Annotated in this window: 26 protein-coding genes; 16 read left to right on the forward strand and 10 right to left on the reverse strand. The window is 71.9% G+C overall.

All coding sequences use genetic code 11. The annotated features are described in order from the left end of the window. On the reverse strand, positions 1 to 652 hold a 652-nt coding region (locus ACFVYA_RS30590; RefSeq protein ID WP_387049890.1), incomplete at its 3' end, for an ABC transporter permease. A 1-nt stretch (position 653) separates the two neighbouring features. Beyond that, complete coding sequence (locus ACFVYA_RS30595) at positions 654 to 1661, reverse strand: ABC transporter substrate-binding protein (protein WP_387049947.1); 1008 nt, start codon at positions 1659 to 1661, stop codon at positions 654 to 656. A 723-nt stretch (positions 1662 to 2384) separates the two neighbouring features. Here ACFVYA_RS30595 and ACFVYA_RS30600 point away from each other — a divergent pair. The 6 genes from ACFVYA_RS30600 (at position 2385) to ACFVYA_RS30625 (ending at position 9621) form a co-directional block, all read left to right on the forward strand. Next, entirely contained in the window at positions 2385 to 5516 is a 3132-nt protein-coding gene (locus ACFVYA_RS30600) for a nitrate- and nitrite sensing domain-containing protein (RefSeq protein WP_387049892.1), read from the forward strand. Between the two features lie 20 nt (positions 5517 to 5536). Continuing rightward, complete coding sequence (locus ACFVYA_RS30605) at positions 5537 to 5998, forward strand: roadblock/LC7 domain-containing protein (protein WP_003085376.1); 462 nt, start codon at positions 5537 to 5539, stop codon at positions 5996 to 5998. A 25-nt stretch (positions 5999 to 6023) separates the two neighbouring features. Continuing rightward, positions 6024 to 6803 carry a DUF742 domain-containing protein gene (locus ACFVYA_RS30610; RefSeq protein ID WP_387049894.1) on the forward strand — a complete coding sequence of 260 codons (780 nt, stop codon included), beginning with the start codon at positions 6024 to 6026 and terminating at the stop codon, positions 6801 to 6803. Continuing rightward, a complete protein-coding gene (locus ACFVYA_RS30615) occupies positions 6784 to 7392 on the forward strand; it encodes an ATP/GTP-binding protein (RefSeq protein ID WP_285986767.1) in 609 nt (202 codons plus the stop codon). Before ACFVYA_RS30610 ends, ACFVYA_RS30615 begins: the two co-directional genes overlap by 20 nt. Before the next feature lie 402 nt (positions 7393 to 7794). After that, a complete protein-coding gene (locus tag ACFVYA_RS30620) occupies positions 7795 to 8211 on the forward strand; it encodes a roadblock/LC7 domain-containing protein (protein ID WP_003085368.1) in 417 nt (138 codons plus the stop codon). Positions 8212 to 8217: 6 nt separating this feature from the next. Continuing rightward, the gene (locus tag ACFVYA_RS30625) at positions 8218 to 9621 is read left to right on the forward strand and encodes a DUF742 domain-containing protein (protein WP_387049896.1); all 1404 of its coding nucleotides are present in this window, start codon (positions 8218 to 8220) and stop codon (positions 9619 to 9621) included. Here the strand turns inward: ACFVYA_RS30625 and ACFVYA_RS30630 are convergent. Both ACFVYA_RS30630 and ACFVYA_RS30635 read right to left on the reverse strand, forming a co-directional pair. Then, the gene (locus ACFVYA_RS30630) at positions 9618 to 10190 is read right to left on the reverse strand and encodes a hypothetical protein (RefSeq protein WP_387049898.1); all 573 of its coding nucleotides are present in this window, start codon (positions 10188 to 10190) and stop codon (positions 9618 to 9620) included. The two genes, ACFVYA_RS30625 and ACFVYA_RS30630, sit on opposite strands and share 4 nt — an antisense overlap. A 56-nt stretch (positions 10191 to 10246) precedes the next feature. Next, positions 10247 to 12484, reverse strand: coding sequence for a helicase-associated domain-containing protein (locus ACFVYA_RS30635; protein WP_285986765.1), 2238 nt, complete (start codon positions 12482 to 12484; stop codon positions 10247 to 10249). Positions 12485 to 12575: 91 nt separating this feature from the next. Between ACFVYA_RS30635 and ACFVYA_RS30640 the strand changes: the two genes are divergently transcribed. Next, positions 12576 to 12755 carry a hypothetical protein gene (locus ACFVYA_RS30640; RefSeq protein WP_013230250.1) on the forward strand — a complete coding sequence of 60 codons (180 nt, stop codon included), beginning with the start codon at positions 12576 to 12578 and terminating at the stop codon, positions 12753 to 12755. Between the two features lie 104 nt (positions 12756 to 12859). Beyond that, the gene (locus ACFVYA_RS30645; RefSeq protein WP_285986764.1) at positions 12860 to 14248 is read left to right on the forward strand and encodes an NAD-dependent malic enzyme; all 1389 of its coding nucleotides are present in this window, start codon (positions 12860 to 12862) and stop codon (positions 14246 to 14248) included. A 3-nt stretch (positions 14249 to 14251) separates the two neighbouring features. Here the strand turns inward: ACFVYA_RS30645 and ACFVYA_RS30650 are convergent, their stop codons facing one another. Together ACFVYA_RS30650 and ACFVYA_RS30655 are read right to left on the reverse strand one after the other, a co-directional pair. Next, positions 14252 to 14662: a PIN domain-containing protein gene (locus ACFVYA_RS30650; RefSeq protein WP_387049900.1), complete on the reverse strand. Its 411-nt coding sequence runs from the start codon at positions 14660 to 14662 to the stop codon at positions 14252 to 14254. Further along, positions 14650 to 14916 carry a type II toxin-antitoxin system Phd/YefM family antitoxin gene (locus ACFVYA_RS30655; protein ID WP_387049902.1) on the reverse strand — a complete coding sequence of 89 codons (267 nt, stop codon included), beginning with the start codon at positions 14914 to 14916 and terminating at the stop codon, positions 14650 to 14652. The genes ACFVYA_RS30650 and ACFVYA_RS30655 overlap by 13 nt, the downstream gene beginning before the upstream one ends. A gap of 80 nt (positions 14917 to 14996) precedes the next feature. On the opposite strand from ACFVYA_RS30655, the gene moaC reads away from it, so the two are divergent. Together moaC and ACFVYA_RS30665 are read left to right on the forward strand one after the other, a co-directional pair. After that, positions 14997 to 15467 carry a cyclic pyranopterin monophosphate synthase MoaC gene (gene moaC / locus ACFVYA_RS30660; protein WP_013230248.1) on the forward strand — a complete coding sequence of 157 codons (471 nt, stop codon included), beginning with the start codon at positions 14997 to 14999 and terminating at the stop codon, positions 15465 to 15467. Further along, positions 15464 to 16447, forward strand: coding sequence for a molybdenum cofactor biosynthesis protein MoaE (locus ACFVYA_RS30665; RefSeq protein ID WP_387049903.1), 984 nt, complete (start codon positions 15464 to 15466; stop codon positions 16445 to 16447). The genes moaC and ACFVYA_RS30665 overlap by 4 nt, the downstream gene beginning before the upstream one ends. Here the strand turns inward: ACFVYA_RS30665 and ACFVYA_RS30670 are convergent. Continuing rightward, positions 16434 to 16883, reverse strand: coding sequence for a nitroreductase family deazaflavin-dependent oxidoreductase (locus tag ACFVYA_RS30670; RefSeq protein ID WP_387049905.1), 450 nt, complete (start codon positions 16881 to 16883; stop codon positions 16434 to 16436). The two genes, ACFVYA_RS30665 and ACFVYA_RS30670, sit on opposite strands and share 14 nt — an antisense overlap. 53 nt (positions 16884 to 16936) lie before the next feature. On the opposite strand from ACFVYA_RS30670, the gene ACFVYA_RS30675 reads away from it, so the two are divergent. Next, positions 16937 to 17392 (forward strand): MarR family winged helix-turn-helix transcriptional regulator, encoded by a 456-nt coding sequence (locus tag ACFVYA_RS30675; RefSeq protein WP_285986760.1) that lies wholly within the window; start codon positions 16937 to 16939, stop codon positions 17390 to 17392. A gap of 132 nt (positions 17393 to 17524) precedes the next feature. Here the strand turns inward: ACFVYA_RS30675 and ACFVYA_RS30680 are convergent, their stop codons facing one another. From ACFVYA_RS30680 to moaA, 3 genes are all read right to left on the reverse strand, one after another. Beyond that, positions 17525 to 18172, reverse strand: coding sequence for a transglycosylase family protein (locus ACFVYA_RS30680; protein WP_285986759.1), 648 nt, complete (start codon positions 18170 to 18172; stop codon positions 17525 to 17527). Positions 18173 to 19159: 987 nt separating this feature from the next. Further along, positions 19160 to 19411, reverse strand: a complete 252-nt coding sequence (locus ACFVYA_RS30685; protein WP_285986758.1) for a MoaD/ThiS family protein — start codon at positions 19409 to 19411, stop codon at positions 19160 to 19162. Between the two features lie 10 nt (positions 19412 to 19421). Further along, positions 19422 to 20429 (reverse strand): GTP 3',8-cyclase MoaA, encoded by a 1008-nt coding sequence (gene moaA / locus ACFVYA_RS30690; protein WP_387049908.1) that lies wholly within the window; start codon positions 20427 to 20429, stop codon positions 19422 to 19424. Between the two features lie 138 nt (positions 20430 to 20567). On the opposite strand from moaA, the gene ACFVYA_RS30695 reads away from it, so the two are divergent. Genes ACFVYA_RS30695 through ACFVYA_RS30715 form a run of 5 tightly spaced genes read left to right on the forward strand, consistent with a single transcriptional unit; the run spans position 20568 to position 24241 of the window. Beyond that, the gene (locus ACFVYA_RS30695; RefSeq protein ID WP_387049909.1) at positions 20568 to 21047 is read left to right on the forward strand and encodes a MarR family winged helix-turn-helix transcriptional regulator; all 480 of its coding nucleotides are present in this window, start codon (positions 20568 to 20570) and stop codon (positions 21045 to 21047) included. Positions 21048 to 21080: 33 nt separating this feature from the next. Continuing rightward, positions 21081 to 21485: a molybdopterin-binding protein gene (locus ACFVYA_RS30700; protein ID WP_014467790.1), complete on the forward strand. Its 405-nt coding sequence runs from the start codon at positions 21081 to 21083 to the stop codon at positions 21483 to 21485. A gap of 59 nt (positions 21486 to 21544) precedes the next feature. Then, positions 21545 to 22351, forward strand: a complete 807-nt coding sequence (gene modA, locus ACFVYA_RS30705; protein WP_387049911.1) for a molybdate ABC transporter substrate-binding protein — start codon at positions 21545 to 21547, stop codon at positions 22349 to 22351. A gap of 58 nt (positions 22352 to 22409) precedes the next feature. Further along, positions 22410 to 23177, forward strand: a complete 768-nt coding sequence (locus ACFVYA_RS30710; RefSeq protein WP_387049912.1) for an ABC transporter permease — start codon at positions 22410 to 22412, stop codon at positions 23175 to 23177. Beyond that, positions 23174 to 24241, forward strand: a complete 1068-nt coding sequence (locus ACFVYA_RS30715; RefSeq protein WP_387049914.1) for a sulfate/molybdate ABC transporter ATP-binding protein — start codon at positions 23174 to 23176, stop codon at positions 24239 to 24241. Before ACFVYA_RS30710 ends, ACFVYA_RS30715 begins: the two co-directional genes overlap by 4 nt.

Raw genomic sequence — 24241 nt, forward strand, 5'->3', positions numbered from 1 at the left:
GGTCGAACCGGATCGAACCGGTGCTGGCGACGATGATGAAGCTGCCCAGGCCGAGCTGGGAACCGGCCAGGAACTCGACGCTGACGACGGCGATCAGCGAGATGGTCGCCGACAGCCGGACGCCGGTGAAGACGAACGGCGCGGTCTGCGGCAGCGCGACCGACGTCAGGATGCGGAACCGGCTGGTCCCGCACGCGCGGGCGGTCTCCATCAGCACCGGGTCGATTTCGCCCATGCCGTAGATCGTGTTGAACATGATCGGCCACAGCGAGGCGTAGACGGCGAGGGTGATCTTCGCTTCGGGCCCGGAGCCGATCACCAGCAGCACCAGGGGAACCAGCGCGGTGATCGGGATCGGCCGGAGGAACTCCACGATCGCGGCGGTGGCCGTGCGCAAGGCCGGGACGCTGCCCAGCAGGAGCCCGGCGGGTACGCCGACCGCGATCGCGACGACGATGGCGATCAGCCAGGCCAGCATGGTCGCGACGATGTCCCGGATGAACTCGGGGTCGCCCAGCAGATCCCCGACGGTGACCAGCACGACGCTGGGCGGCGGGGTGAACGTCTTACTGACCAGGCCGACCTGGACGACAACCTCCCAGAACAGGAGGAAGCCGACCAGGCCGGCCAGGCCGCGAAGCAGTTTCTTCACGTCAGTTGGTCGCCTGCGGGGCGATCATCGGCGCGGCGTCGACCTTGCTGGTGATGACGCCCATCTGCAGCAGCAGGTCGGGCACCCGCTGCAGGCGCCGGGCGTCCAGGACGGAGCCGTAGCCGGGCAGGGTGAGCAGCTTGGCCGTGTCTTCGTCGATCTTCGCGTACTTGACCAGCAGCGGTTCGACCTTCGAGCGGTCGTTGATCGCGTCGCTGGTGGCCTTCTTCATCGCCCGCTGGAAGGCCGAGAGGGTCTTCGGGTTCGCCTGCACCCACTTCGCCGTCGAGCCGTAGCCGGTCAGCGGGAAGTCCTGGCTGGCGCCGGTGTTGATGTCGATGACCGGCGTCGCGCCGACCGTCTTCGCCGCCTGCGTGAGCATCGGCTCCGGCATGTAGGCCGCGTCCACCTGGTTGTCCTTCAGCGCCGCCGCCATGTTCGGCAGCGGGATCAGGGTCCACTTGACCCCGTTGAAGTCGACGCCGTGGTCCTTCATGACGGACTTGGTGAGGATGTCGGACGCGGTGTTCATGGCGGTGATCGCGATCCGCTTGCCCTGGAGGTCGTTGACCGTCTTCACCGGCGAGGTCGGCACCGTGACGATCGCGTTGCTCTTCGCGTTGACGGACGTGCCGTCGGCGACGAGCTGGATGTCCGCGGCGCCCTTGCTCTTGGCGACGAAGAACGGCGTGTAGGTCGAGAGGGCGATGTCCGCTTCGCCGGAGATCGCCTTCTGCATCGACTCCTGCCCGCTCTTGGCGACGATCTGCTCGACCTCGAGACCCTCGGCCTTGAAGTAGCCGCCGTCTTGGGCCAGCCAGAACGGACCGAGGTCCGTGGTCGGCATGATGGAGACCTTGATCTTCGACTTCTCCAGGCCGCCCCCGTTCGACGAGGCGTTCGAGCTGTCCGAGCCGAGCGCACTGCAGCCGGTGAGGGCCGTGGCGGCTGCGACGGTGAGGGCGAGCCCGAGCGCGGCGCGGCGAGTGCGAACCCGGCCACTGCTCATGGCGTTTCCAAGCAAGGCCTGCTCCTTGAAGAAAGTGACGGTTCGGGAACCGATTCCGGTGGAAGTGCGTGACTCATTCTCGGAAGTCACGCGGCCACTGTAGAGAACGTGACAGCTTGCTCACAATGGGTGGAATCACTACCTGACCGAGTGGCGCACGTCACTCTTTCGGCCTCTGGTCTAGACCCACTGCTCCACTCGCCGTAGCTGTTCACCCAGCGTAGGGTGGGGTTCCTGAATTCGCGACGGCTGCTGTGCGTCGACTGAGCGAACGCTGTGCAAGATTGAGTGGGTCCTGTCGGGAGGGTTACATCTTCCCCGGCCGTTCGCTACCCTCTGCACCTGCGGGGAGGTATCAACCTCCGATGTAGTGAGAGAGAGTGCCTGGATGGCCGATCAAGAAGTCCCGCTTCGGTGTACCAGCACACACTGTGCTTTTCCTGAGAGAATCTTCCCCGCAAAGACCACTGCCTGGCCGGGCACAACCGCCGCGCCGGTGGATTAGGCCGACCAACAGACCGATGCAGGACCAGCGCAGGGACCCGACCGTGATGCTCGAGCTGAACCGATTCCGTCCGGCTGGACGGGGTTCAGGTACCTCCAGTGCCGACACTGGAGACGATCTTTTCACCCGTACGGGTAGCGTCTTGCGCTGGGCTCCTTCCGATGGGCCGGAGCGCCGGAACGCCGGGAGCGTGCAGACGAGTGGCTGAGGAGAACGCGATGCGCCCTGGCGGGCGCTGGACCGACCAGGGTTTCCCGAGCACGAACGATGATGGTGGAGCGGCGGTGCCGAACGAAGACGCCGCGGGGGTGGGAGGGGCCCCTGCGCAGTCGCCCGGAGCGGATCCGGGCCGGAAGACCGGGCTGTTCTCCGGCATGCGTGACTGGCGGCTGCGGTCCAAGCTGGCCGCGGTCCTGATCATCCCGACCCTGACCGCGCTCGCGCTGGGCGCGGTGCGCGTGGTCGACGACGCCCGCGAGGCGGCCGAGTTCCAGCGCACCGCCGACCAGGTGGCGTTCGCCGTCAAGGTCACCACAGTGGTGCACGAGCTGCAGAACGAGCGCTCGCTGTCCGTTGCGCGGATCTCGTCGCAGAACCAGCTGCTGCAGACCGGGCTCGACTCGCAGATCGCGAAGGTGGACCGCGAGGTCCAGGACCTGCGCGACGCGGCACGCACCCTGGACTACGACGACCAGGCGACCAAGGACCGCTACACCCGCGGTCTCCAGCGCCTCGACGCCCTGCGTCCGCTGCGGGCGGCGTTCAACACCTCCAACAGCCTGCCCGACATCACGGTGCTCACCGCCTACTCGGGCATCGTCGACTCGCTCATCGAGCTCGGCCGCGAGGTGACCACCGCGGTCACCGACCGGGACGTGCTGCGGCTGGGCACGAGCACGCAGGCGGTCAGCGAGGCCAAGGAGTTCACCACCCGCTCCGACGCCGAGCTGCAGATCGCCGCGTTCCGCGGCAACTTCCCCGGTGACCTGCTGGACCAGACGCGCGCGTCGGCGTCCAGCGCGGACGCCTCCGTCGCGGCCTTCCTCGCGAACGCCGACGACGACCAGCGCCAGCTCTACAACGACACGTACTCCGGTCCGGAGGTCGACGACCGGCGCCGGATCCAGACCTCGGCGTTCTCCTTCGCGCAACTGGGTGACCCGCCGAACATCGACACCACCGCGCTCGGCAAGGACAGCACCGTGTCGGCCGACAAGCTGCACGCGGTCGAGTCGAACCTGCTGGCCCAGCTCAAGACCCGCGCCGACGACCTCGCCACGCAGAAGGTGAACTCGGCCTGGGTCGGCGGTGCCGTGGTGCTCGCCGCGCTGGCGGCCGCGATCGCGCTGATGCTCGTCGTCGCCCGCCTGATGCTGCGCCCGCTGCGGGTGCTGCGGAAGAGCGCGCTGGACATCGCCTACACCCGGCTGCCCGAGACCGTGCAGGGGATCCTGGACGACCCGGACCCCGTCGGCGCCTCGAAGCGAGCCGTCCAGCCGGTGCCCGTCAACACCCGCGACGAGATCGGCGAGGTCGCGCGGTCGTTCGACATCGTCCACGAACAGGCCGTCAAGATGGCCGCCGAGCAGGCCCTCCTGCGCGAGAACGTCAACGGCATCTTCGTGAACCTGTCCCGCCGGTCGCAGCGGCTGGTGGAACGCCAGCTCGGCGTCATCGACCGGCTCGAGGCCGACGAGCAGGACCCGGACCACTTGGCCAGCCTGTTCGAGCTCGACCACCTCGCGACGCGGCTGCGGCGCAACGGTGAGTCCCTGCTGGTGCTCTCCGGCGCCGGCCTGGCCAAGTCGGTGCCCAAGCCGGTGCCCGCCGCCGACGTCATCGGCGCCGCGGTGTCGGAGATCGAGCAGTACGCCCGGATCGAGGTCGGCATCGTGCCCGACGTCGCGGTCCAGGGCCTGGCGATCCACGACCTCGTGCACGTCCTCGCCGAGCTGCTCGACAACGCGACCTACTTCTCCGAGCCGGAGACGAAGGTCATCGTGCGGGCCGTGGTGACCCGGCGCAAGGCGCTGGCCATCCAGGTCACCGACCACGGTGTCGGCATGAGCGAGGAGCGGCTGGCCGAGGTCAACGCGCGCCTGGCCGACCCGCCGGACCTGGACGTGTCGGTGACCCGGCGAATGGGCCTGTACGTGGTTTCGCGGCTGGCCAAGCGCCACGGCATCGAGGTCCGGCTGCGCGAGAACGAGGACATCGAGGGTGGCGTGATCGCCCGGGTCGTCGTCCCGGCCGAGCTGCTGACCCAGCTCCGCCCGGGCATGCAGCGGCAGACCCCGCCGCCGGCGAACCGCTCCGAGACGTCGATGTCGATGCCGAGCATCCCGATCCCGGCCGCACGCTCGGACTTCGACCAGACGCAGTCGTTCGCGCAGACGCCGCCTTCGGCGCCGCCACCGCCCCCGGTGCACGAGCCGGTGCCGAACCAGGGCGGCCTGGTGCCGCTCGACCAGCCGATCAGCCTGGACGACCTGGTCAGCGGCGGCCGCGCGGCAGGCCCGTTCCTGTCGCCGGACCTGCCGAAGCCCGAGACGCCGGCCTGGCCGACCGCCGAGGACCTGGCGCCGCTGGCGCCTTCGTCGAACGGCGACGGGGCCAGCTCGCGGGCCGCCGACACGCAGTTCGCGCCGCTGGTGCTGCCCAAGCGCGAGCCGAAGTTCGTGCCGCCGGAGGAGCCACCCGCGCCGCCGCCACCCGCGAACGAGGTGGGTTCGTCGGCGCTCGAAGACGATGTACCCACCCGGCGGTTGCCGATCTACCAGTCGGTGCTGTCACGCTGGTTCAGTGAAGGTGACGACGCGGCAGCCGACCCGGTGCCGACGCAGAGCGAGGGCGAAGACCCCAACCTGCCGCCGCTCACCGGTACCGACGAGCAGCCTGCCCCGCCGCCGCCCGCGCCGGCCGAGCCGTCCCGTGACGAGCTCCAGCCGACCGCGGCGACCCGGCACCCGCTCCTCCCGGCCGACGACGGCTGGCACAGCGCCTCCGACGACGGCTGGCAGGCGGCGCAGTCGCTGCTCGAGTCCAAGAACGAGGAGATCACCCCGGCCGGGCTGCCGAAACGCGTCCCGAACGCCTACCTGGTGCCGGGGTCGATCAGCAGTCCTTCGGTCGACGCGCCGCCGCAAAACAGCTTCGCGGACAACACCGCGGGGATGCCCGGAACGGGTGCGATCACCCGCTCGGCGTCCGCGGCGCGGAGCCGGATGGCAAGCTTCCAACGGGGCTACACCTCGGGACGGCACGCCTTGAAGGAACTCCCGGCCGAAGAACAGCTGCAAGGCAGCAGGGTTCCGGGGCGTGGCAACACCACAGACAGCAGTGAGGAGTGAAAGTGACACGGGCGGGTGCAATGCAGCCGGGTGGCTCCGCGCAGCCGAACGGCCAGGCGCATGCCAAGGCGAACAATGCCGGCAGCTTCGCTTGGCTGATCACGGATTTCGTGCACCGGGTGCCCGGCGCGGCCCACGCGGTCGTGGTGTCGGCCGACGGCCTGCTCCTGGCGGCCTCGCGGGGTCTGCCGAAGGACCGGGCGGACCAGCTGGCCGCGGTGGCGTCGGGGCTCACGAGCCTCGCGCGCGGCGCGGCCAAGGTGTTCGAAGGCGGGACGGTGGCGCAGACCGTCGTCGAAATGGCGAACGGCTTCCTCTTCCTCATGTCGGTTTCCGACGGTTCGTGCCTGGCGGTCCTCGGTTCGCCGGAGAGTGACATCGGCTTGGTCGTCTACGAGATGACCTTGCTGGTGGAACGGGTCGGCCAGCAGCTGACTCCGGAGATGCGGGCGCAACTGCAGGGTGCGGCCGTCCGCCGCTGAGGACCTGGGAACCGAGGAGAGAGCCGTGGACGACGGGCGCTTGAGGGGTGAAGGGCGGCTCGGTGACGACTTCTCCGGCGGGTGGTCCGACCAGTCGGACGACGGCCGGGAAGACTGGCAGTCGTTCCGGGACCGCGTCGACCGCGAGTGGCGCGCGCGGCGGGTGCAGGCCTCCGACAGCGACCCCGTGCGGGAGCCGCCGAACTGGCTGACCGACAGCAACGCCGGGCAGGAACCGCTCCGGCCGATCGCCGGGGGCACCGAGTACCGCGACCGCCTGCTCGGTGGTCCGGGCGCGGAGCTGTTCGGCGGTTCGAGCGGGCCGCTGTACGACGCGCACGAGTTCGCCGCGTACAGCGCCGAGCGGGACTTCTCGTCGGGGCCGGACTCCGGGGAGCTGGCCGCGGCGCTGCCGCGGCAGGCCCACCAGGAGTACGTCGACGAGCCGCCGGCGACGGAGATGGAGACTTCGGGCCTGGTCCGGCCGTACTTCCGGACCCGGGGCCGGACGAAGGCGACGCTGGACCTGGCCATCGAGGCGTTGATTTCGACCAGTGAGCAGGGCCGGATGCTCGACCGGGTCCGGGTGCCCGAGCACCGGTCGATCTGTGACCTGTGCCTCGACACCAGGTCGGTGGCCGAAGTGGCGGCGCTGCTGCGCCTGCCGCTCGGCGTGGTGCGGGTGTTGATTGGTGACGTGGCGGGCCTCGGGCTGGTGCTGGTGCACTCCAGCAGCCCGACCGTGGGCGACCGCCCGAGTATCGAGTTCATGGAAAGGGTGCTCAGTGGGCTTCGGAGAATTTGACTCCGACGCGAACGCGCCGCAGGTGACGGGTCCGACCTCGTCGGCCAAGATCGTGGTCGCCGGCGGGTTCGGTTCGGGGAAGACAACGATGGTCGGGGCGATCTCGGAGATCGACCCGCTGACCACCGAGGCCATGATGACCGAGGCCAGCGTCGGACACGACGACACCTCGGCGACGCCGAACAAGACCACCACCACCGTGGCGATGGACTTCGGGCGCATCTCGCTGGACTCGGACCTGGTGCTGTACGTCTTCGGCACCCCGGGTCAGCACCGGTTCTGGTTCATGTGGGACGACCTCGCGGTCGGCGCCATCGGCGCGGTCGTGCTGGTCGACACGCGGCGGCTGGCCGACGCGTTCCCGTCGATCGACTTCTTCGAGAACCGGAAGCTGCCCTACGTCGTGGCCATCAACTGCTTCGACCGGCTGCTGCACCACCAGATCGAGGACGTCCGGCACGCGCTGACCATCGCGCCGTCGGTCCCGATCATGGCGTGCGACGCGCGGGAGCGCGAGTCCGCGAAGCAGGTGTTGATCTCGGTCGTCCAGCACGCGATCGCGCACGATTCGGCGCTGCGCGCGGGATAGCCCATGACGCCCCGATCCGGATGCGGCCGTTGGAGTGAACTCCGCGTGCTTCACCCACTTCGGGGAGTGCTGTCACCGTCCGGAGGAGTAGCCGGCCGGGGCGGTCCGCCGGCGCCGGCGAGCGTGGTGCCCGCCTGGGCTGGTCGCACCCGGGCTGACCTGCGTGGACAGCCCACGGGTGCGAGCCGTGGGCGACGCCGTGGTGCGTCCCCCGGATGGGGGAGGCAAGCCGGGCTGCCGCGGAACTCGGCCGGGTGCACACGTAGGGTGCGCAGCGGCCGGCCGGTGGCGGGCTCGACACCACCGGCGGTGCGAATACGCTTTACCGTGGCGTCGCCGACCGGCCGTGCCGGGCGCTCCGGGGTGCGGCGGGCGACGCCGCACGAGCAAGGAGGAGCAGGAGTGACGGCTTCCGGCCAGGGCACGTTCGGCTGGCTCATCACGGACTTCGTCCGCCGGGTACCCGGTGCCGCGCACGCCGTTCTGGTGTCCGCGGACGGGTTGCTGCTGGCACCGTCGGAGGGGCTGCCCCAGGAACGTGCCGAGCAGTTGTCGGCGGTGGCGTCCGGGTTGATCAGCCTGACGGCGGGGGCGGCGCGCTGCTTCGAAGCGGGCGGCGTCAACCAGACCGTGGTGGAGATGGAGCGCGGCTACTTGTTCTTGATGTCCGTTTCGGACGGTTCGTCGCTGGCGGTGCTCGCCGCGCCGACGTGCGACATCGGCACGGTCGCCTACGAGATGACCCTGCTCGTCGAGCGGGTCGGCCAGCAGATCACCCCCGAGCTGCGCGCCCAGCTCCAGGGCGGCGTGCGTGGGTAGGGCGAGATGAGGATTTCGGGATTCGACGATCCGGACTCCAGCGGCTGGGACGCACTGCACCGCGGCACCGAGCGCGAGGGTTTCGATTCGCCCAGCAAGTTCGACATGTCGACGCTGTCGATGATCATGCCCAAGCGCAAGCCGTCCCGCCCCCAGCCGGACCCGCAGGGCTACACCGACGAGGACACCCGCGAGTGGGGCTCATCGGCCGACGACGACGATTACGAGGCTTCCTCGCCGGACTTCGCGGGCGACGATGACGACCGCGACGAGCCGACGGGCCGCCGCGCCAGGCGCTCGACTTCGCGGGAGTACGCCGCAGCCGATCAAGCCCGCCCGGAACCCCGGGCCCTCCCCGGCCGGCGCTCGGCGGAGTACACCGCCGGCGGTCACGACCGCGGTGAGTCCGCGGGTTACCGCAGCGAGCACTCGCCTGAGTTCGGCGACGAGCCCGCCCGCCCGGCGTTCGGCGGCTACCAGGGCTCGCGCTCGCCGGAGTTCGGGCGCGACGACTACGCCCGTCCGGAATCCGCGGGCCACCAGGGCTCGCGCTCGCCGGAGTTCGGCGACGAGGCCGCCCGCCCGGCCTTCGGTGGCTACCAGGGCCGCCGCTCACCTGAGTTCGGCGACGACTACCCCCCTCCGGAACCCCTGGGCTACCAGAGCACGCACTCGCCGGTGGTGGCCGAGGACGGCTACGACCCCGTCGAACCTGAGTGGCAGGACGGGGACAGGTTCGAGCCGGAACCTCCGCCGCTGGAGCCGGCGTGGACCCCGCCGCGGGGTGCGCGGCCGCCCGCTCCGCCGCGGCCGCCGGTCCACCACCCGCCCGCCCCGCGGCCGCCCGCGCCGCGCCCGCCCGCCCCGGTGTCGCGGCCCGCGTACCCGGCGACCCCGCCCGCACCCGTGTCGCGGCAGGCGGCGCCCCCGCCCGCGTGGAGCCCGCCGCCCCCCGCCGGCTGGACGCCCCCGCCGGACCCCGAGACCCGCTGGATCCCGCACCCGGAACCGTGGGAGGACCCGGCCTGGAACGAGCCGGCCCGGGTGGCCAGCCCGGTGCCTGTCGCGTCGTCGGGGTCGCGGGTCCGCCCGTACACCCGCACCGGCGGCCGCACGCGGTCCGACCACAACCTGGCGCTGGAGGCGCTGGTCTCGACGTCCGACGACGGGCGCCGCTACCGCGGGGTCCGCTCGGTCGAGCACCGCCGGATCTGCGACCTGTGCCTGGACACGCGGTCCGTGGCGGAGATCGCCGCGCACCTGCGGCTGCCCCTGGGCGTGGTGAAGGTGCTGGTCGGCGACATGGCCGACATCGGCCTGGTGCTGATCCACCAGACCGAGCTGATCCTCGGCGACCGGTCGTCCCGCGAGTTCATGGAACGCGTCCTGGCCGGCCTGCGCGCCCTCTAAGCCGGGGTGAGGTCGAGGGTCAGGGTGTTGCCGTCACCCGGCACGAACCCGTTGATCAGCGGCGTCGCCGAGCCGCAGTTCTCGAAGGCGCCGATCGCGTAGGTCGATTCGAGCCGGCCGCCCTTGCCCACGGCGAAATCGTCCGAGGTCCACTCGGTCGTCACCGGCTCGGTCGTACCGCACTCCGCGCCGACGTCGTACGGCACCCCGTTGACGCGGACGTCGGAGAGCGCCACCGGCCAGGCCGCCGAGCCGGAGAAGCCGCCGGTCACCGAGCCCTCGGCGTGGCCGGGGCCGAACGTGACGGTTCCGCCGACCCGGCCCACGCCCGGCACCGACCGGGTGACCTCGACCGGCGGCAGCGTGATCGTGCCGGCGAAGCTGCCCCGCCCAAGGTCCAAGGCGAGCTTCCCCGGCCCGAGATCGAGGTCTGCGTCCGGCTTCGCGATGTGCGTGGTGCCGGTGACGGTGTACTCGGAGTGGCCGGGCGGCGCGGCCGCCACCGCGGTTCCGGCTCCGCCCAGCACCGTTGCCGCGGCCAGCGCGGTCACGCGTGTTCCCCGCTTCATGCACCACGCTTACCACCGGCCCGAAGCAGTCCGGCGGGGATTCACCGGATCCGGCGTCAGTCCTCCACGAGCGCGGCGGACGTGATGCGGTGCAGGGAGTAGCGCTCGTTGTTGTCGCCTTCGAGCACCCCGCCGCCGACGCGCACGGGCCGGACGACGCGCTGGCTCGCCGTCCCCCGGGAGTCCACGAACCCGATCCACACCTCGCGGCGCTCCAGCGTCGCGCGGGACAGCAGTTCCAGCGTCGCCGACGTGTCCGCGCCGCCCCCGACCGGCGCCCGCACGGCGGAGCCGCGGCGGCGGGCCGAAGCCGCGTCGCCGGCGCGGAGGTTGGAGACGATCCGGGCTGCCTGGTCCTCCGTCAGCACCGCCTGCTCGCCCGGGCTGCGGCGCGCCGCCCGTGCTTTCGCCGGCAGCCGGCGGCCGCCGGGCCGGATGTCGACCACCCGGCCGTCCGGACCCTCCGCCGCCGGGGCGAACCCGGCGCCGCGCAGCGCCGCGAGGACCTCGTGCAGCGGGTCCGGGCTGATCACGACCGTCGGCGCGATGAGCCGCAGTGCGTGCTCCGCCGCGACCGGGTGGGCCAGCACCTCGGCCAGCAGCGCTTCGTCGTCGCACCGCAGGAACGACGCCGCGACGCCGCCGCGCAGCCGTCCGTGCCGCCGGGCGACGTCGTCGATCAGGTAGCTCAGCCCCTGCGGCACCGGCGTCGCCGACTTCGACTTGAACAGCGCGTGCAGCTCGTCGGCCGTGCGGCCGGTGTCCAGCGCGCGCCGCACCGAGCCCTCGGTGATCCGGTAGACCGTCGCGTGCCCCGCCGACTCGACGTCGGCGGCGGCCGAGATTTCGGCCGCCAGCTCCGGTTCCAGCGGCCCCGGCGCGACGACCGTCAGGTCGGCCTGCAGCAGCACGCGGTCCACCGGCGCGGGCAGCGCGTCCAGGATCGCCTCGACCGCGCCCGGCCGGTCGTCGGCCAGCAGCGCCCGCGTCGCCGTCGTGACGCCGCCGAGCCCGACGATGCCCAGCGCGCTCGCTTCGGCCATCGTCCAGCGGACGGTCTCGTCCCGCAGCCGCCCGCCCCGCCGAGGGGCTCGCCAGGCCAGCACCGCGACGAGCTCGTCGACGCTCTTCACGCCCGCCCCGCGCGGCAGGTCGGCCAGTGCGGTGAGGATCCGCCGCCGGGCGACCGGGGCCAGCGGGCGGCGGAGGTCCTCCGACAGCGGCGGGATCGGCTTGTCCTTGGCGTCGCGCCCGCCGGCCAGCCCCGGCAGGCGCGGCAGCTCCAGCCACGCCTGGGCGAGCGTCATCCACCGCTGCGCGGTCGGCGACGCGAGCCACGAGTCGGTCAGCGTCGTCGGCACCCACTCGGGCACGCTCGCCTCACTGTCGGCGACGAGCCCGGCGCCCACGGCCAGTTCGGCCAGCAGGATGGCCTGGGTGTCGTCGATCTCCAGGTCCTTGGCGAGCTTCTTCAGCTCCCGGACACCGAGGCCGCCCGACTTGAGCACCGGCGGCGGGGCCGCCGACCACGCGCGCAGCAGGGCTTCGGTGTGGCGCAGGAACTCCATCGCCTCACCGGCCGCCGCCTCGTCCAGAATGGACGGTTGATGCGGGTGAACCGGCAGTTCGGGCTCGGTGAGCGTGCCGGGCGCGAACGCCCCGCCGCGCACCGCGATGCCGAGCTCGCGCGGCAGCTCGACGGTCTGATCGTCACGCCGCAGCAGCAGGCCGCGGGCGAGCAGCTTCTGCACCGGCGTCCCGGCCTTCTCGAGCGGGAGGTCCAGCCCGGCATCGCGGGTGCGGCCGATCGGCGGGCCCGCGGCGAGGGCGGTCAGCACGCCGCGTTCGTCGTCGGACAGCTCGGCGAGCCGTGCGCCGAGGTCCTCCCCGGCCAGCGCCGGCGAGGACGAGCCCAGCCCGGCGGGGAACGGCCCGAGGGCTTCCCTGGCCGCGGGCGGCACGCGCAGGGCATCGTCCGGGCCCCAGACCAGCGCCCGCGCGCGGAGCCGGGCCAGTGGCGCGGCCACGTCGTCGCCGATCAGCTTCGCGACGTCTTCGACCGGCACCGGGTCGCGGTCCGCCCCGGCGAGCAGGCACGCTTCGAGCACGGCCAGGGTGAAGGTGTCGAGGTCCTCGCAGGCGCGCGCGACCGAGCCCGGCGTGCCGGCCCGGGTGGCCAGCACCGTGCTGTCGGAGGGCGGGGGCGTGGACAGGTCGCGCCGCGTGCGGAGCAGCTCTGCGAGTGCGTCGTCGGACTCCGCACGCAGCCAGTCCGCCAGAGAGGTCGCGGGCATAGAGGATCAGGATACCGGGCGGTTGCGCCGGGCCGCGCGGGCTGAGGCAGACTGTCTGCGTCAGCCGAAGAACCGGTGGTGGGAGGACGTTGTGGCCAAGGGTGAGAAGAAGCACAAGGGCATCGACCCGACCTGGCCGGGCGAGGACGGCGAGCACCCCGTCACCGAGCTCGCGGCCGACCGCCAGGGCGCGCTCTCGCCGTTCGGCGACGTCACCTTCCCCCTCGACACGGTGCCTTACGTGCACCCGGAGACCGAGATCAACCGCTGATCGCATAGTTACTGGTCAGTACCGGTATCGGCCCCTCGTGAGGGCGGTCACGGGAGTAGGTTTCCTCCCGTCCCAGCCCACCTTTCCCACACGGGGGTAGTGCCATGCCGGTTCCCGGTCCCGGATATTCGATCACCGTCCGGGTGGAGGCCCCGGCCTCGGTCACCGCGGCCGGTGACCTGACCGCCGCCGTCGGCCGTGTCGGTGGGGTGCTGACCGCGTTCGACGTCGTCGAGTCCCACTCCGACTCGATCGTGGTCGACATCAGCGCCAACGCGCTGTCGGAGAACCACGCGAACGACATCACCCAGACGCTCGACTCGCTGCCCGGCGTCAAGGTCCGCAAGGTCTCCGACCGGACGTTCCTGATCCACCTCGGCGGCAAGATCGAGGTCACCCCCAAGGTCGCGCTCCGCAACCGTGACGACCTCTCCCGCGCCTACACCCCGGGTGTGGCCCGCGTCTGCCAGGCGATCGCCGCCAACCCCGAGGACGCGCGCCGGCTGACCATCAAGCGCAACACCGTCGCGGTGCTCACCGACGGTTCCGCGGTGCTCGGGCTCGGCAACATCGGCCCCGCCGCCGCGCTGCCGGTGATGGAGGGCAAGGCGGCGCTGTTCAAGAAGTTCGCCGACGTCGACGCGTGGCCGGTCTGCCTGGACACCCAGGACACCGAAGAGATCATCCTGATCGCTAAGGCGCTGGCCCCGGTGTACGCGGGCATCAACCTCGAGGACATCGCCGCACCGCGCTGCTTCGAGATCGAGAAGCGCCTGCGCGAGCAGCTCGACATCCCGGTGTTCCACGACGACCAGCACGGCACGGCGATCGTGGTCGTCGCGGCGCTGCGCAACGCCCTGCGCGTGGTGGGCAAGAGCATCGAAGACTGCAAGATCGTGGTCAGCGGCGTCGGCGCGGCGGGCTCGGCGATCATCCGCCTGCTGCTGCAGAAGAACCCGGGCGACATCGTCGCGGCGGACATCGACGGCATCGTGCACCCGGCGCGCGGCAACCTCGACGACAACCTGGCGTGGATCGCGTCGCACACGAACAAGCAGCAGGTCAGCGGCACCCTGCACGAGGCGCTCAACGGCGCGGACGTGTTCATCGGGGTGTCGGCGCCCAACCTGTTCGGCGCCGAGCAGGTGGCGACGATGAACAAGGACGCGGTGGTCTTCGCCCTGGCCAACCCGGACCCGGAAGTCGACCCGATGGAGGCCCAGAAGCACGCGGCGGTGGTGGCGACGGGCCGCAGCGACTACCCGAACCAGATCAACAACGTCCTGGCGTTCCCGGGCGTGTTCCGGGGGTTGCTGGACGCGAACGCCCACAACATCGACGACTCGATGCTCCTGGCGGCGGCCGACGCGATCGCGGACGTGGTGGACAACGGGAAGCTGAACGCGTCGTTCATCGTGCCGAGCGTGTTCGACAGCGCTGTCGCGCCCGCGGTCGCCGAGGCCGTCCGGAAGGCTGTGCTCGCGGAGCGCTGAGCCTCAGCCGATCCGCTCCAGCAGCCTCACCTCGACCTCCGGAAGCTCCTCGAACCGGGCCCGGCCGTCCGTGGTCACCAGCGTGCGGCCGGTGGCCCGGGCGGTGGCCGCGATGATCAGGTCGTGCGCGCCGCGGCCCTGCCCCGCCCGCTGGAGGTGGGCCAGCAGTTCGGCGTGGTGCTCGACGACGCTCGTCGTGTAGTCGACCACCGGTGTGACGGCCAGGAACTCGGCCAGGAACGCGCTGTGCGCCGCCCGGCGGGCCGGGTCCGGGTCGAGCCGCAGGCCCACCTGGTACTCGGTGATCGCCAAGGCCGGCACCGCGACGTCGTCCTCCTCGCCGATCGCTCCCGCGGGCAGCCGCTGCCGCGCGGCGTCGATGAGGATCCCGGTGTCGAGGATCAGTCGAGCCACGGGTCGCCGTCCAGCTCCGCGGCCGCCGTCTCGCGGACCTTCGCCACGTTTTCCTCGAACCGGTCGTCGACGCCGAGCTTTCCGGCCCATCGGTGGAACACCGCGCACACCTCGGCCCCGTTCGCGCGCGGCGCGGGCACGATGAGCGCCACCCGCCTGCCGTTGCGGGTGACGACGATCGTTTCGCCCCGCTCGGCTTCGTCGAGGACCGCCGAGAACGACCGGGACGCTTCTGACGCGGACAGTTCCCTCACGCAATCAGATTATCTGATTCCGGGATTCTGAACCACCGGCCGCGGCGTCGTCCGCTCACGGCGGAAGTAGCCTCGCCCTTGTGAGTGAACTCAGCCACGTCGACGCGACCGGTGCCGCCCGGATGGTCGACGTCTCCGGCAAGACCGCCACCGCGCGCACCGCGCTCGCCGCCGGGACCGTGCGGACCACCGCCGAGGTGCTCCGGTTGCTGGCCACCGACGGCCTCCCCAAGGGCGACGCCCTCGCCACCGCGCGCATCGCCGGGATCATGGGCGCCAAGCGGGTGCCCGAGCTGATCCCGCTGTGCCACCAGATCGCGCTGTCCGGGGTCAAGGTCGAGTTCACCCTCGGCGAGGCCGAGGTCGGCATCCGCGCGACGGCGAAGACCACCGACGTCACCGGGGTCGAGATGGAAGCGCTGACCGCGGTGGCCGTCGCCGGGCTGACGCTGCACGACATGATCAAGGCCGTCGACCCGGCGGCGACGCTGGACGAGGTCCGCCTGCTCCGCAAGGACGGCGGCAAGACCGGAACCTGGGAGCGGCCGTGAAGCGCAGCGCGCGTGTGATCGTGGCGTCCAACCGCGCCGCGAAGGGCGTCTACGAGGACAAGACCGGCCCGGTGATCGCCGCCTGGCTCGCCGACCGCGGCTACGACGTGCCGGCGCCGGTCGTCGTCGAGGACGGCGACCCGGTCGGCGGCGCGCTGCGGGCCGCGCTGGCCGACGGCGTCGCCGTGGTCCTCACCACGGGCGGTACCGGCATCTCGCCGACCGACCGCACCCCGGACGTCACCCGCGCACTGCTGGACCACGAGCTGCCGGGCGTCGCGGACGCGATCCGCGCCGCCGGCCTGCCGAAGGTGCCCACGGCGGTGCTGTCGCGCGGGGTGGCGGGCGTGGCGGGCCGCACCCTGGTCGTGAACCTCCCCGGCTCCAGTGGCGGCGTCAAGGACGGCCTGGGCGTCCTGGACGGCATCCTGGAGCACGCCGTCGACCAGCTGGCCGGTGGCGACCACCCGCGTCCGGCCGCCGCGGCGCCCTCGGTGACAACCGGAGCTTCGCTCCGAGCCGGGGGCTTCGCCACCCGGACCCCCGAAAAGCCCGAGGTGCGGGTCGCGCGGGCGCTGGTGACCGAGGAACCGCTGTCGGTCGAGGAGCACGCCCGCCTGGTCGAGGACGACGCGGCGGGCGCGGTGGTGACCTTCGCGGGGGTGGTCCGCGACCACGACGGCGGCAAGGGCGTCCGCGACCTGACGTACGAGGGCCACCCGAGCGCGGACCAGGTGATCGCGGACGTCGTCGCGGACCTGTCGGCGCGCTGGACCGGCGTCCGCGCGGTCGCCGTGAGCCACCGGCTGGGGGCGCTGACGATCGGCGACGTCGCCCTGGCGTGCGCCGTGGCGGCCGAGCACCGCGGGGAGGCGTTCGCGGCGTGCTCGGAGCTCGTCGACGAGGTCAAGGCGCGGCTGCCGGTCTGGAAGCACCAGCACTTCACCGACGGCACGGACGAGTGGGTCAACTCGCCGTGATCCGGAACGCCGCGACCCGCTGAGCGGCGGCGGCGAACTCGTCCGGGTCGGGACCGGTGACCAGGCCCAGCCGGACGAACATGGGCACGCCGTGCGGCACCTCGCGCGGGAAGGCGCGCATGACCCGCTCGCGCACTTCGGCGTCGGCGACCTCGGTCAGCGTCACGGCCTGCCGCCGGCGTCCGTGGGCGAGCTCGCCCCGGCCGGCGGCGCGGACGTTGCGCGCCCAGTCGCCGTCCGGCAGGCCGGCGACGACGTACCGCTCACCGTCGACGGTGAGCGGGGAGACCGGAGTGGGCCGTGGCGCGCCCGAGCGGCGGCCCGGGACGGTCAGGACGTGCACGGTGCCCAGCCGCAGTCCCAGGCGCGTCAGGAGGCGAACCAGGCGGTTGGCGGGGCGGAGCCAGCGGGGCAGGGCCTGACGGGTGGTCGGCACGGCCAATCCTTTCGACGATCGAAATACTTACCGGTCAAGGTAGACTCTTTCGAGTGTCGAAGCAATCACTGGTCACCGAGGCAACCCACGCGGCAGCGGCGTTCGGCGCGGCGAACGACGTGGTGGACGAGGCCGCCGCGGCGGCGTTCGGGGTGAACCGCACGGACCTGCGCATCATCGGCCTGGTGGCGGCGGCGGGAACGTTGACGGCGGGGCAGCTGGCCACGGAGGCGAACCTGAGCCCGGCCGCGACGACGACCGCGATCCAGCGCCTGGCGAACGCGGGCCACCTGACCCGCCGGACGGACGCGGACGACCGCCGCCGGGCGGTGGTGGAGCTGACGCCGAAGGCGGCGGAGCTGCTGGAGGAGGTCTACGGCCCGATCGAACGGGCGGGCCGGGCGCTGTTGGCGGAGTACACGCCGGAGCAGCTGGAGCTGCTCATCGAGGTGCTGCGGAAGGGCGAGCGGATGCAGCTGGCGGCGGCGGAGCGCATTCGTACGCGCTGACGGCGCCGGAGCGGGTCTGTGCGCGCTCGGCAGCCCGGAACGCGTGAAAGGCTCCCACCGCCCGGGGGATCGGCGGTGGGAGCCCTGTCAGGTCACGGCTCGAGGCCGGACTCACGCATCACTGCGAGATCGTCACTTGGTGGCGATCTTCTGCCCGACGAGGATCAGGTCCGCGTTCGGGATGTACTTCGCGTTCAGGTCCTGCAGCTTCTTGTAGCCGCCCTGGACGTTGAACTTGCCGGCGATCTTGGACAGGGTGTCGCCCGCCACGACGGTGTAGTCACCGGCCGGGTTGGAGCTGCTCACGCCGGTCGCCACGGGGGCCGCCGCCGGAGCCGCCGGCGTCGCCTTCTTGGGGGCGGGCGCGGTCGTGCTCTTCTTCGGGGTCACCTTCTTGGTGGTGTTGCCGCTGGCCTTGGGGGCCGCCGAACCGCTGCCGCCCTTCTTGCCGCAGACCGGCCACGCGCCGATGCCCTGACCCTGCAGGACGCGCTCGGCCACGGCGATCTGCTCATCGCGGGACGCGTTCGCCGCGCTGCCGGTGCCGCCGTAGGCCTTCCAGGTGCTCTGCGAGAACTGCAGGCCGCCGTAGTAGCCGTTGCCGGTGTTGGTGTTCCAGTTGCCACTGCTTTCGCACTGCGCGATGGCGTCCCAGTTGGTCGCCGACGCGGGGGTCGCAGCGATCGCGAGGGGAGCGCCGACCGCAATGCCCGCGATGGCGACGCGAGCGACGGTGCGGGTGGCAGCGGACATCTTGCGGTGCTTGCCTCGGTAAGACATTTGGATGCTTCTCGGTTTCCCAGCGCCTACGAACCGATGTGAGGGTCAGGATCGGGGTCCTGGCGCCGGCCATCCCAGGCCGGCAGGCGAGTCCGACGCACGGCGCGTCTTCGTCGTCCCCTCGTCCCTGTCCGGAAATGCTTTCGCTCGGGGTATGGGTCCGGGGATCCGTCGGACAGGGCTAGGCGCTACGGATTCCCGGTCGTGCTGGTTGGTCGGGGCCAACCGAAAAGCGACGGTACGTAACGATGGCCGTGATCGGAAATTATTCAGGGCGTGACCTACGTCACAGTAACGGCACGCAACCCCTGCCGATATGCCTGTTTGTGCTGGTCAGCGGGCCGTTACCTGGCCGTTTCCTACCCGAGATAAAACACGGATCGTGAGGCTTGCATCACGTGTTTCGCGGCGCGAATGGGCCATTCGCGCCCTCGGGATCGCGATTGAAGCGCGCATCTTAAGAGCCCCGGGGGTACGGCGCCAGACTTGACAATCCTGCACCACTTGCCCCAAGAGTCACAACAGCCCCACCTGTTCGTGGGGTTTCCCGACCCGGTCGGAGCGACGTGGACCGTCCCACCCGGGCACCCATGCCGACGCAGGGCGACGGACCAGGTGAAACAGGTCACCGGAAGGCGTGGTGACCGGTCGCGATCAGCTTCTCGCGAACACCCGGAATCGGTGACGCGCCACGCCGGGGGCCGCGCCGCCGGTCGGCGAGCGGTCGGCCCCCGTACCCGAGCGGTCGCCGATTTACAGGGAAGGCGAACTCGCACCCGCTGGTCCGGACGGAGCAATTCCGTGCCGCCACGGCCCAGGCTCCCGTGCTTGAAGGGGCGACACGCGTGATCAGAAGGTCGACACGCGTGATCAGAGGGTCGACACGCTGCGCGGGCCTGCTTGCGCCCGTGTCGACCCCTCAATCACGCGAGTTGGCTCCTCAAGCACGCGAGTCGACCCTTCAAGCACGCGAATCGGGCGTGGTGGTCAGCCGCCGGCGAAGGGAGGGAGGACGTCCAGCTCCGCGCCGTCGCGCAGCGGGCGGGTCAGGTCGCGGACCGCGATGCCGTCCAGCAGGTAGCTGACCGCCTCCAGCAGCCGCGGGAGGCCGGCCGGGTGCAGGCGGGCCAGCTCGGCCACGGCGTCGGCGACCGACGCCCCGGCCGGCAGCTGCACCTTCTCCTCTTCCACGCCCGCCGCGGCCCGCGCCGCCGCGAAGTACCGGACCGCGATGGTCACCGTCGCCACCTCAACCGCCGATCGCGCTCATCGGCCGGATCGGCTGCGCGAACCCGGCGTCGTTGATCTCGTGCCCGGCGAGCTTGCCCCACATCGTGGCGCGCCAGGCGTCCGCGACCTCATCGTCGCTCGCGCCCGCGCGCACGAGGGACCGCAGATCCGTCTCGTCGTTGCTGAACAGGCAGGAGCGCACCGCGCCGTCGGCGGTCAGCCGCGTCCGCTCGCAGGCCGAGCAGAACGGCCGGGTCACCGACGCGATCACGCCGACGTCGCCGGGCCCGCCGTCGACCAGCCAGCGCTCGGCCGGCGCGCCACCGCGCTCGGCGGGGAACGGCGTCAAGCTGAACGCGGTGCCCAGCATCTCGAGGATCTCGGCCGCGGTGATCATCTCGCCGCGGTTCCAGCCGTGCTGGGCGTCCAGCGGCATCTGCTCGATGAACCGCAGGTGGTAGCCCTCGTCGAGGCAGAACCTGAGCAGCGGCACGGCTTCGGTCTCGTTGAGCCCGCGGATCAGCACGGCGTTGACCTTCACCGGCGACATCCCGGCGTCCCGCGCCGCGGCGAGGCCCGCGACCACGTGGGAGAGCCGGTCGCGCCGGGTGATCGTCTTGAACAGGTTGGGGTCGACGGTGTCGAGCGAGACGTTGATCCGGTTCAGCCCGGCCTCGGCGAGGCCCGCCGCCCGCCGGGCCAGCCCGATCCCGTTCGTGGTCATGGACAACCGCGGCCGGGGCGATAAGGCCGTGATCCGCTTGACGAGGTCCTCGAGACCCGGCCGCAGCAGCGGTTCGCCGCCGGTGAGCCGGATGTCGGTGACGCCGAGCATCTCGACGGCGATCCGCATCAGCCGGAGCAGCTCGTCGTCGGTCAGCACCTGCTCGCCCGGCATCCAGTCGAGGCCCTCCGCGGGCATGCAGTAGGTGCAGCGCAGGTTGCACCGATCGGTCAGGGAAACCCGCAGATCGGTGGCCACCCGGCCGAAGGTGTCGATGAGATGGGGGTTCTCGGGCCGGGGCACGCGAGAAGATCCTCGTGTACCGGGGACGCGAGGAAACCCGAGATCCACTGCTGTCATTACGCACAGAGTAGCCCCGCATCGCCCCGTTGAGATACTTTGCGCAGTGAGTGGTTCAGCGGACGAACTAAACGAGGGCCCGTGACGGAAAAGACTTACCCGGTCACCGAAGAGGAACTCTTCCGCTTCGCGGAATTGGGCCGCCAGGGCAGCACCTTCACCGTCCTGCGGCACGCGCGGATCGCCGAGCGGATGGGCCTGTCCGGCACCGACCACAAGACCTTCGACCTGGTCATCCAGGCCGGCGGGCCGCTGACGGCCGGCCGGATCGCCGGGCTGACCGGCCTGTCCACCGGCGCGGTCACCGGCGTCATCGACCGGCTCGAGAAGGTCGGGCTGGTCCGCCGCGTGCGTGATCCCGAGGACCGGCGCAAGGTCCTCGTCGAGGTCGTGCCGGGGGCAGCCGAACGCTTCCTGCCGCTCTTCGAGTCGGCCTTCGACGCCCTTCGCGAGCTGCTCGCCCAGTTCTCCCCGGCGGAGCGAAAAGTGATCGAGCGTTATCAGAACGTCATGCTCGAGGAGCTGCGCGCCGAAGTGATGGGCAATGCGCACCTCGCGTAGCTTTTCCTCAACTGCGGAGATAATGTCTGCGGCATGCCGCAATTTCGGTTGTCCGAGGCCGCGCGCCTGCTCGGCGTCAGCGACGACACCGTCCGGAGGTGGGTGCGCGCGGGGCAGCTGACCGCGACCGACGACGCCGCCGGCCGCAAGGTCGTCGACGGCGCCCAGCTCGCCGGCTTCGCCCGGGCACAGGCCACCGCGCCCGACGACCCGTCCGCGGTCGGGCGGTCCGCCCGCAATAGGTTCGTGGGGCTGGTCACCGAGGTCATCACCGACAAGGTGATGGCCCAGGTGGAACTGCAGTGCGGGGCGCACCGCGTGGTGTCCCTGATGAGTACGGAAGCCGTCCGCGAGCTGGGCCTGCGCCCGGGGGTGCTCGCGGTCGCTGTGGTCAAAGCCACCACCGTTGTGGTGGAAACGCCGGAAGGAAGTCGATGAAGAAGCCCGCTTTTCGGGGGTCCGGGTGGCGAAGCCCCCGGCCCGGGGCGAAGCCCCGGTTGTCACAGCTCGCTCTCGCCGTGGCGGCGGTCGCCCTGTTCGCGGGTGCGTGCAGCAGCTCGGACGAGCCCAGCACGCAGCCCGGCGCGTCGGTCACCGCGCCCGCGCCCAAGGGGGCCGCGAAGGCCGGTGGCGGCACGCTGACCGTGTTCGCCGCCGCGTCGCTCACCGAGTCGTTCACCGCGCTCGGCAAGGCGTTCGAAGCCCAGCACGCCGGCGTCACCGTGAAGTTCAGCTTCGCGGGCTCGTCCGGCCTGGCCCAGCAGCTGACCAACGGCGCCAAGGCCGACGTCTTCGCCTCGGCCGACCAGGCCAACATGGACAAGGCCGTCCAGGGCGGCGTGATCGACGGCCAGCCGGCGGTCTTCGCGACCAACAAGCTCGCCATCGCCGTCGCGCCCGGAAATCCCAAGGGCATCAAGTCCTTCGCCGACCTGAACAAGGCCGGCCTCACCGTGATCACCTGCGCGCCGCAGGTGCCGTGCGGTGCGGCGGCGAAGAAGGTCGAGACGGCGACCGGCGTCACGCTCAAGCCGAAGAGCGAAGAGCAGGACGTCAAGCAGGTGCTGAACAAGGTCGCCTCCGGTGACGCCGACGCCGGCCTGGTCTACGTCACCGACACGACCTCGGCCGCGGACAAGGTCGCGAAGGTCGACCTCCCCGAGGCGGCCCAGGCGGTCAACAGCTACCCGATTGCCGCGGTCAAGGGCGGCCAGGCCGACCTGGCGCACCAGTTCGAGGAGTTCGTGCTCGGCACCCAGGGCAAGAACGAGCTGACGAAGGCCGGGTTCGGTCCTGCGCAGTAGGCGTTCCGCGGGTGGCCGGCGGGGCGACGTCCCGGCCGGCCACTCGCGCGTCCCGTGGGTGCTGGGGATCCCGGCGACGGCCGCGCTGGCCCTCGTCGTCCTGCCGGTCGTCGGGCTGCTGGTGCGCTCGGACCTGACGCGGCTGCCGTCGCTGATCGGCACGCCGTCGTCGTGGCACGCGCTGCGGCTTTCGCTGCTCACGGCGGCGCTGTCGACGCTGGCCTGCGTGCTGCTCGGGGTGCCGCTGGCCGTCGTGCTCGCGCGGGCCCGCTTCCGCGGGGTCCGGCTGCTGCGCTCGATCGTGCTGCTGCCCCTGGTCCTCCCGCCGGTCGTGGGCGGTCTCGCCCTGCTCTACCTGCTCGGCCGCAAGGGCTTCCTCGGCATGCTGATCACCACGCTGACCGGGGAGTCCGTGCCGTTCACCACGACCGCCGTGGTCATCGCGCAGACGTTCGTCGCGATGCCGTTCCTGGTCGTCAGCCTCGAAGGCGCGCTGCGCGGCTCCGGCGACCGCTACGAGCAGGTCGCCGCGACGCTCGGCGCGCGCCCGTGGACGGTGTTCCGCCGGGTCACGCTGCCGCTGCTGCTGCCCGCGCTCGGCTCCGGCGTCGTCCTCAGCTTCGCCCGCGCGCTCGGCGAGTTCGGCGCCACGATCACCTTCGCCGGCAGCCTCGAGGACGTCACCCGCACGCTGCCGCTGGAGGTCTACACCCAGGCCGAAGTGGACATCGACAGCGCCGTCGCGCTCTCGCTGCTGCTGATCGTCGTGGCGGTCCTGGTCATCGCCGTCGCGCGGCCGCGCTCGTGGGAAGGCGGCCTGCGGTGAGCCTGACCGCCCGGATCGAGGCCGTGCGCGGCTCGTTCGACCTGGACGTCGGCCTCGACGTGCCGACCGGGCACGTGCTGGCGCTGCTCGGGCCGAACGGCTCCGGCAAGTCGACGGTCCTGGGCTGTCTCGCCGGGCTGATCACGCCGGCGTCGGCGGAGATCACGGTGGCCGGCCGCGCGCTGGCCGGTGTCCCGCCGCACCGCCGCGGGATCGGGCTGCTCTCCCAGGACGCCCTGCTCTTCCCGCACCTGTCCGCAGTGGACAACGTGGCGTTCTCGCCGCGCTCGACCGGCGCCGGCCGCCGCGCCGCCCGGGAGCGCGCGTTCTTCTGGCTGGCCGAGGTCGACGCCGTCCCGCTGGCCGACCGGCGGCCCGGGCAGCTGTCGGGCGGCCAGGCCCAGCGCGTCGCGATCGCCAGGGCGCTGGCCGCCGAACCGGATCTCCTGCTGCTCGACGAGCCCTTCGCCGCTCTCGACGTCGATGCCGCGCCGGCGATCCGCGGCCTGCTTCGGCGGGTCCTCAAGACGGGGCCGACGACGGTGCTCGTCACGCACGACCCGCTGGACGCACTCGCGCTCGCCGACCACGTCGCGGTGATGAACGACGGCCGGATCGTCGAACGCGGCCCGACCCGCGAGGTTCTTTCGGCGCCGCGGAGGGCGTTCACCGCGCGGATCGCCGGGCTCAACCTCGTCGCCGGCACCGCGGTCGCCGAAGGGCTGCGGACGGCGTCGGGCGAGGTCGTCAGCGGGCTCCCGGCGGCCGACGTGGTGCCGGGGGAGCCCGCGGTGGCGGTGTTCCCGCCGAACGCCGTCGCCGTCTACACCCGCGACGGCGAGCACCGCGGCAGCCCCCGCAACACGACCGACGCGGTCGTCACGGCCCTGGAGCCGCACGGGCCGGTGATCCGCGTCCGGGCCGGGGGCGACGGCTGGGCGCACGGCCTGACCGCCGACCTCACCCCGGCCGCCGTGGCCGAGCTCGCGCTGGAGCCCGGCTCGGCGGTGACGCTTTCGGTGAAGGCCGCGACCGTGGCGATCCACCCGGCCGCGGCCTCCTGA

The organism is Amycolatopsis sp. NPDC058278, from assembly GCF_042881395.1.
GTDB lineage: Bacteria > Actinomycetota > Actinomycetes > Mycobacteriales > Pseudonocardiaceae > Amycolatopsis.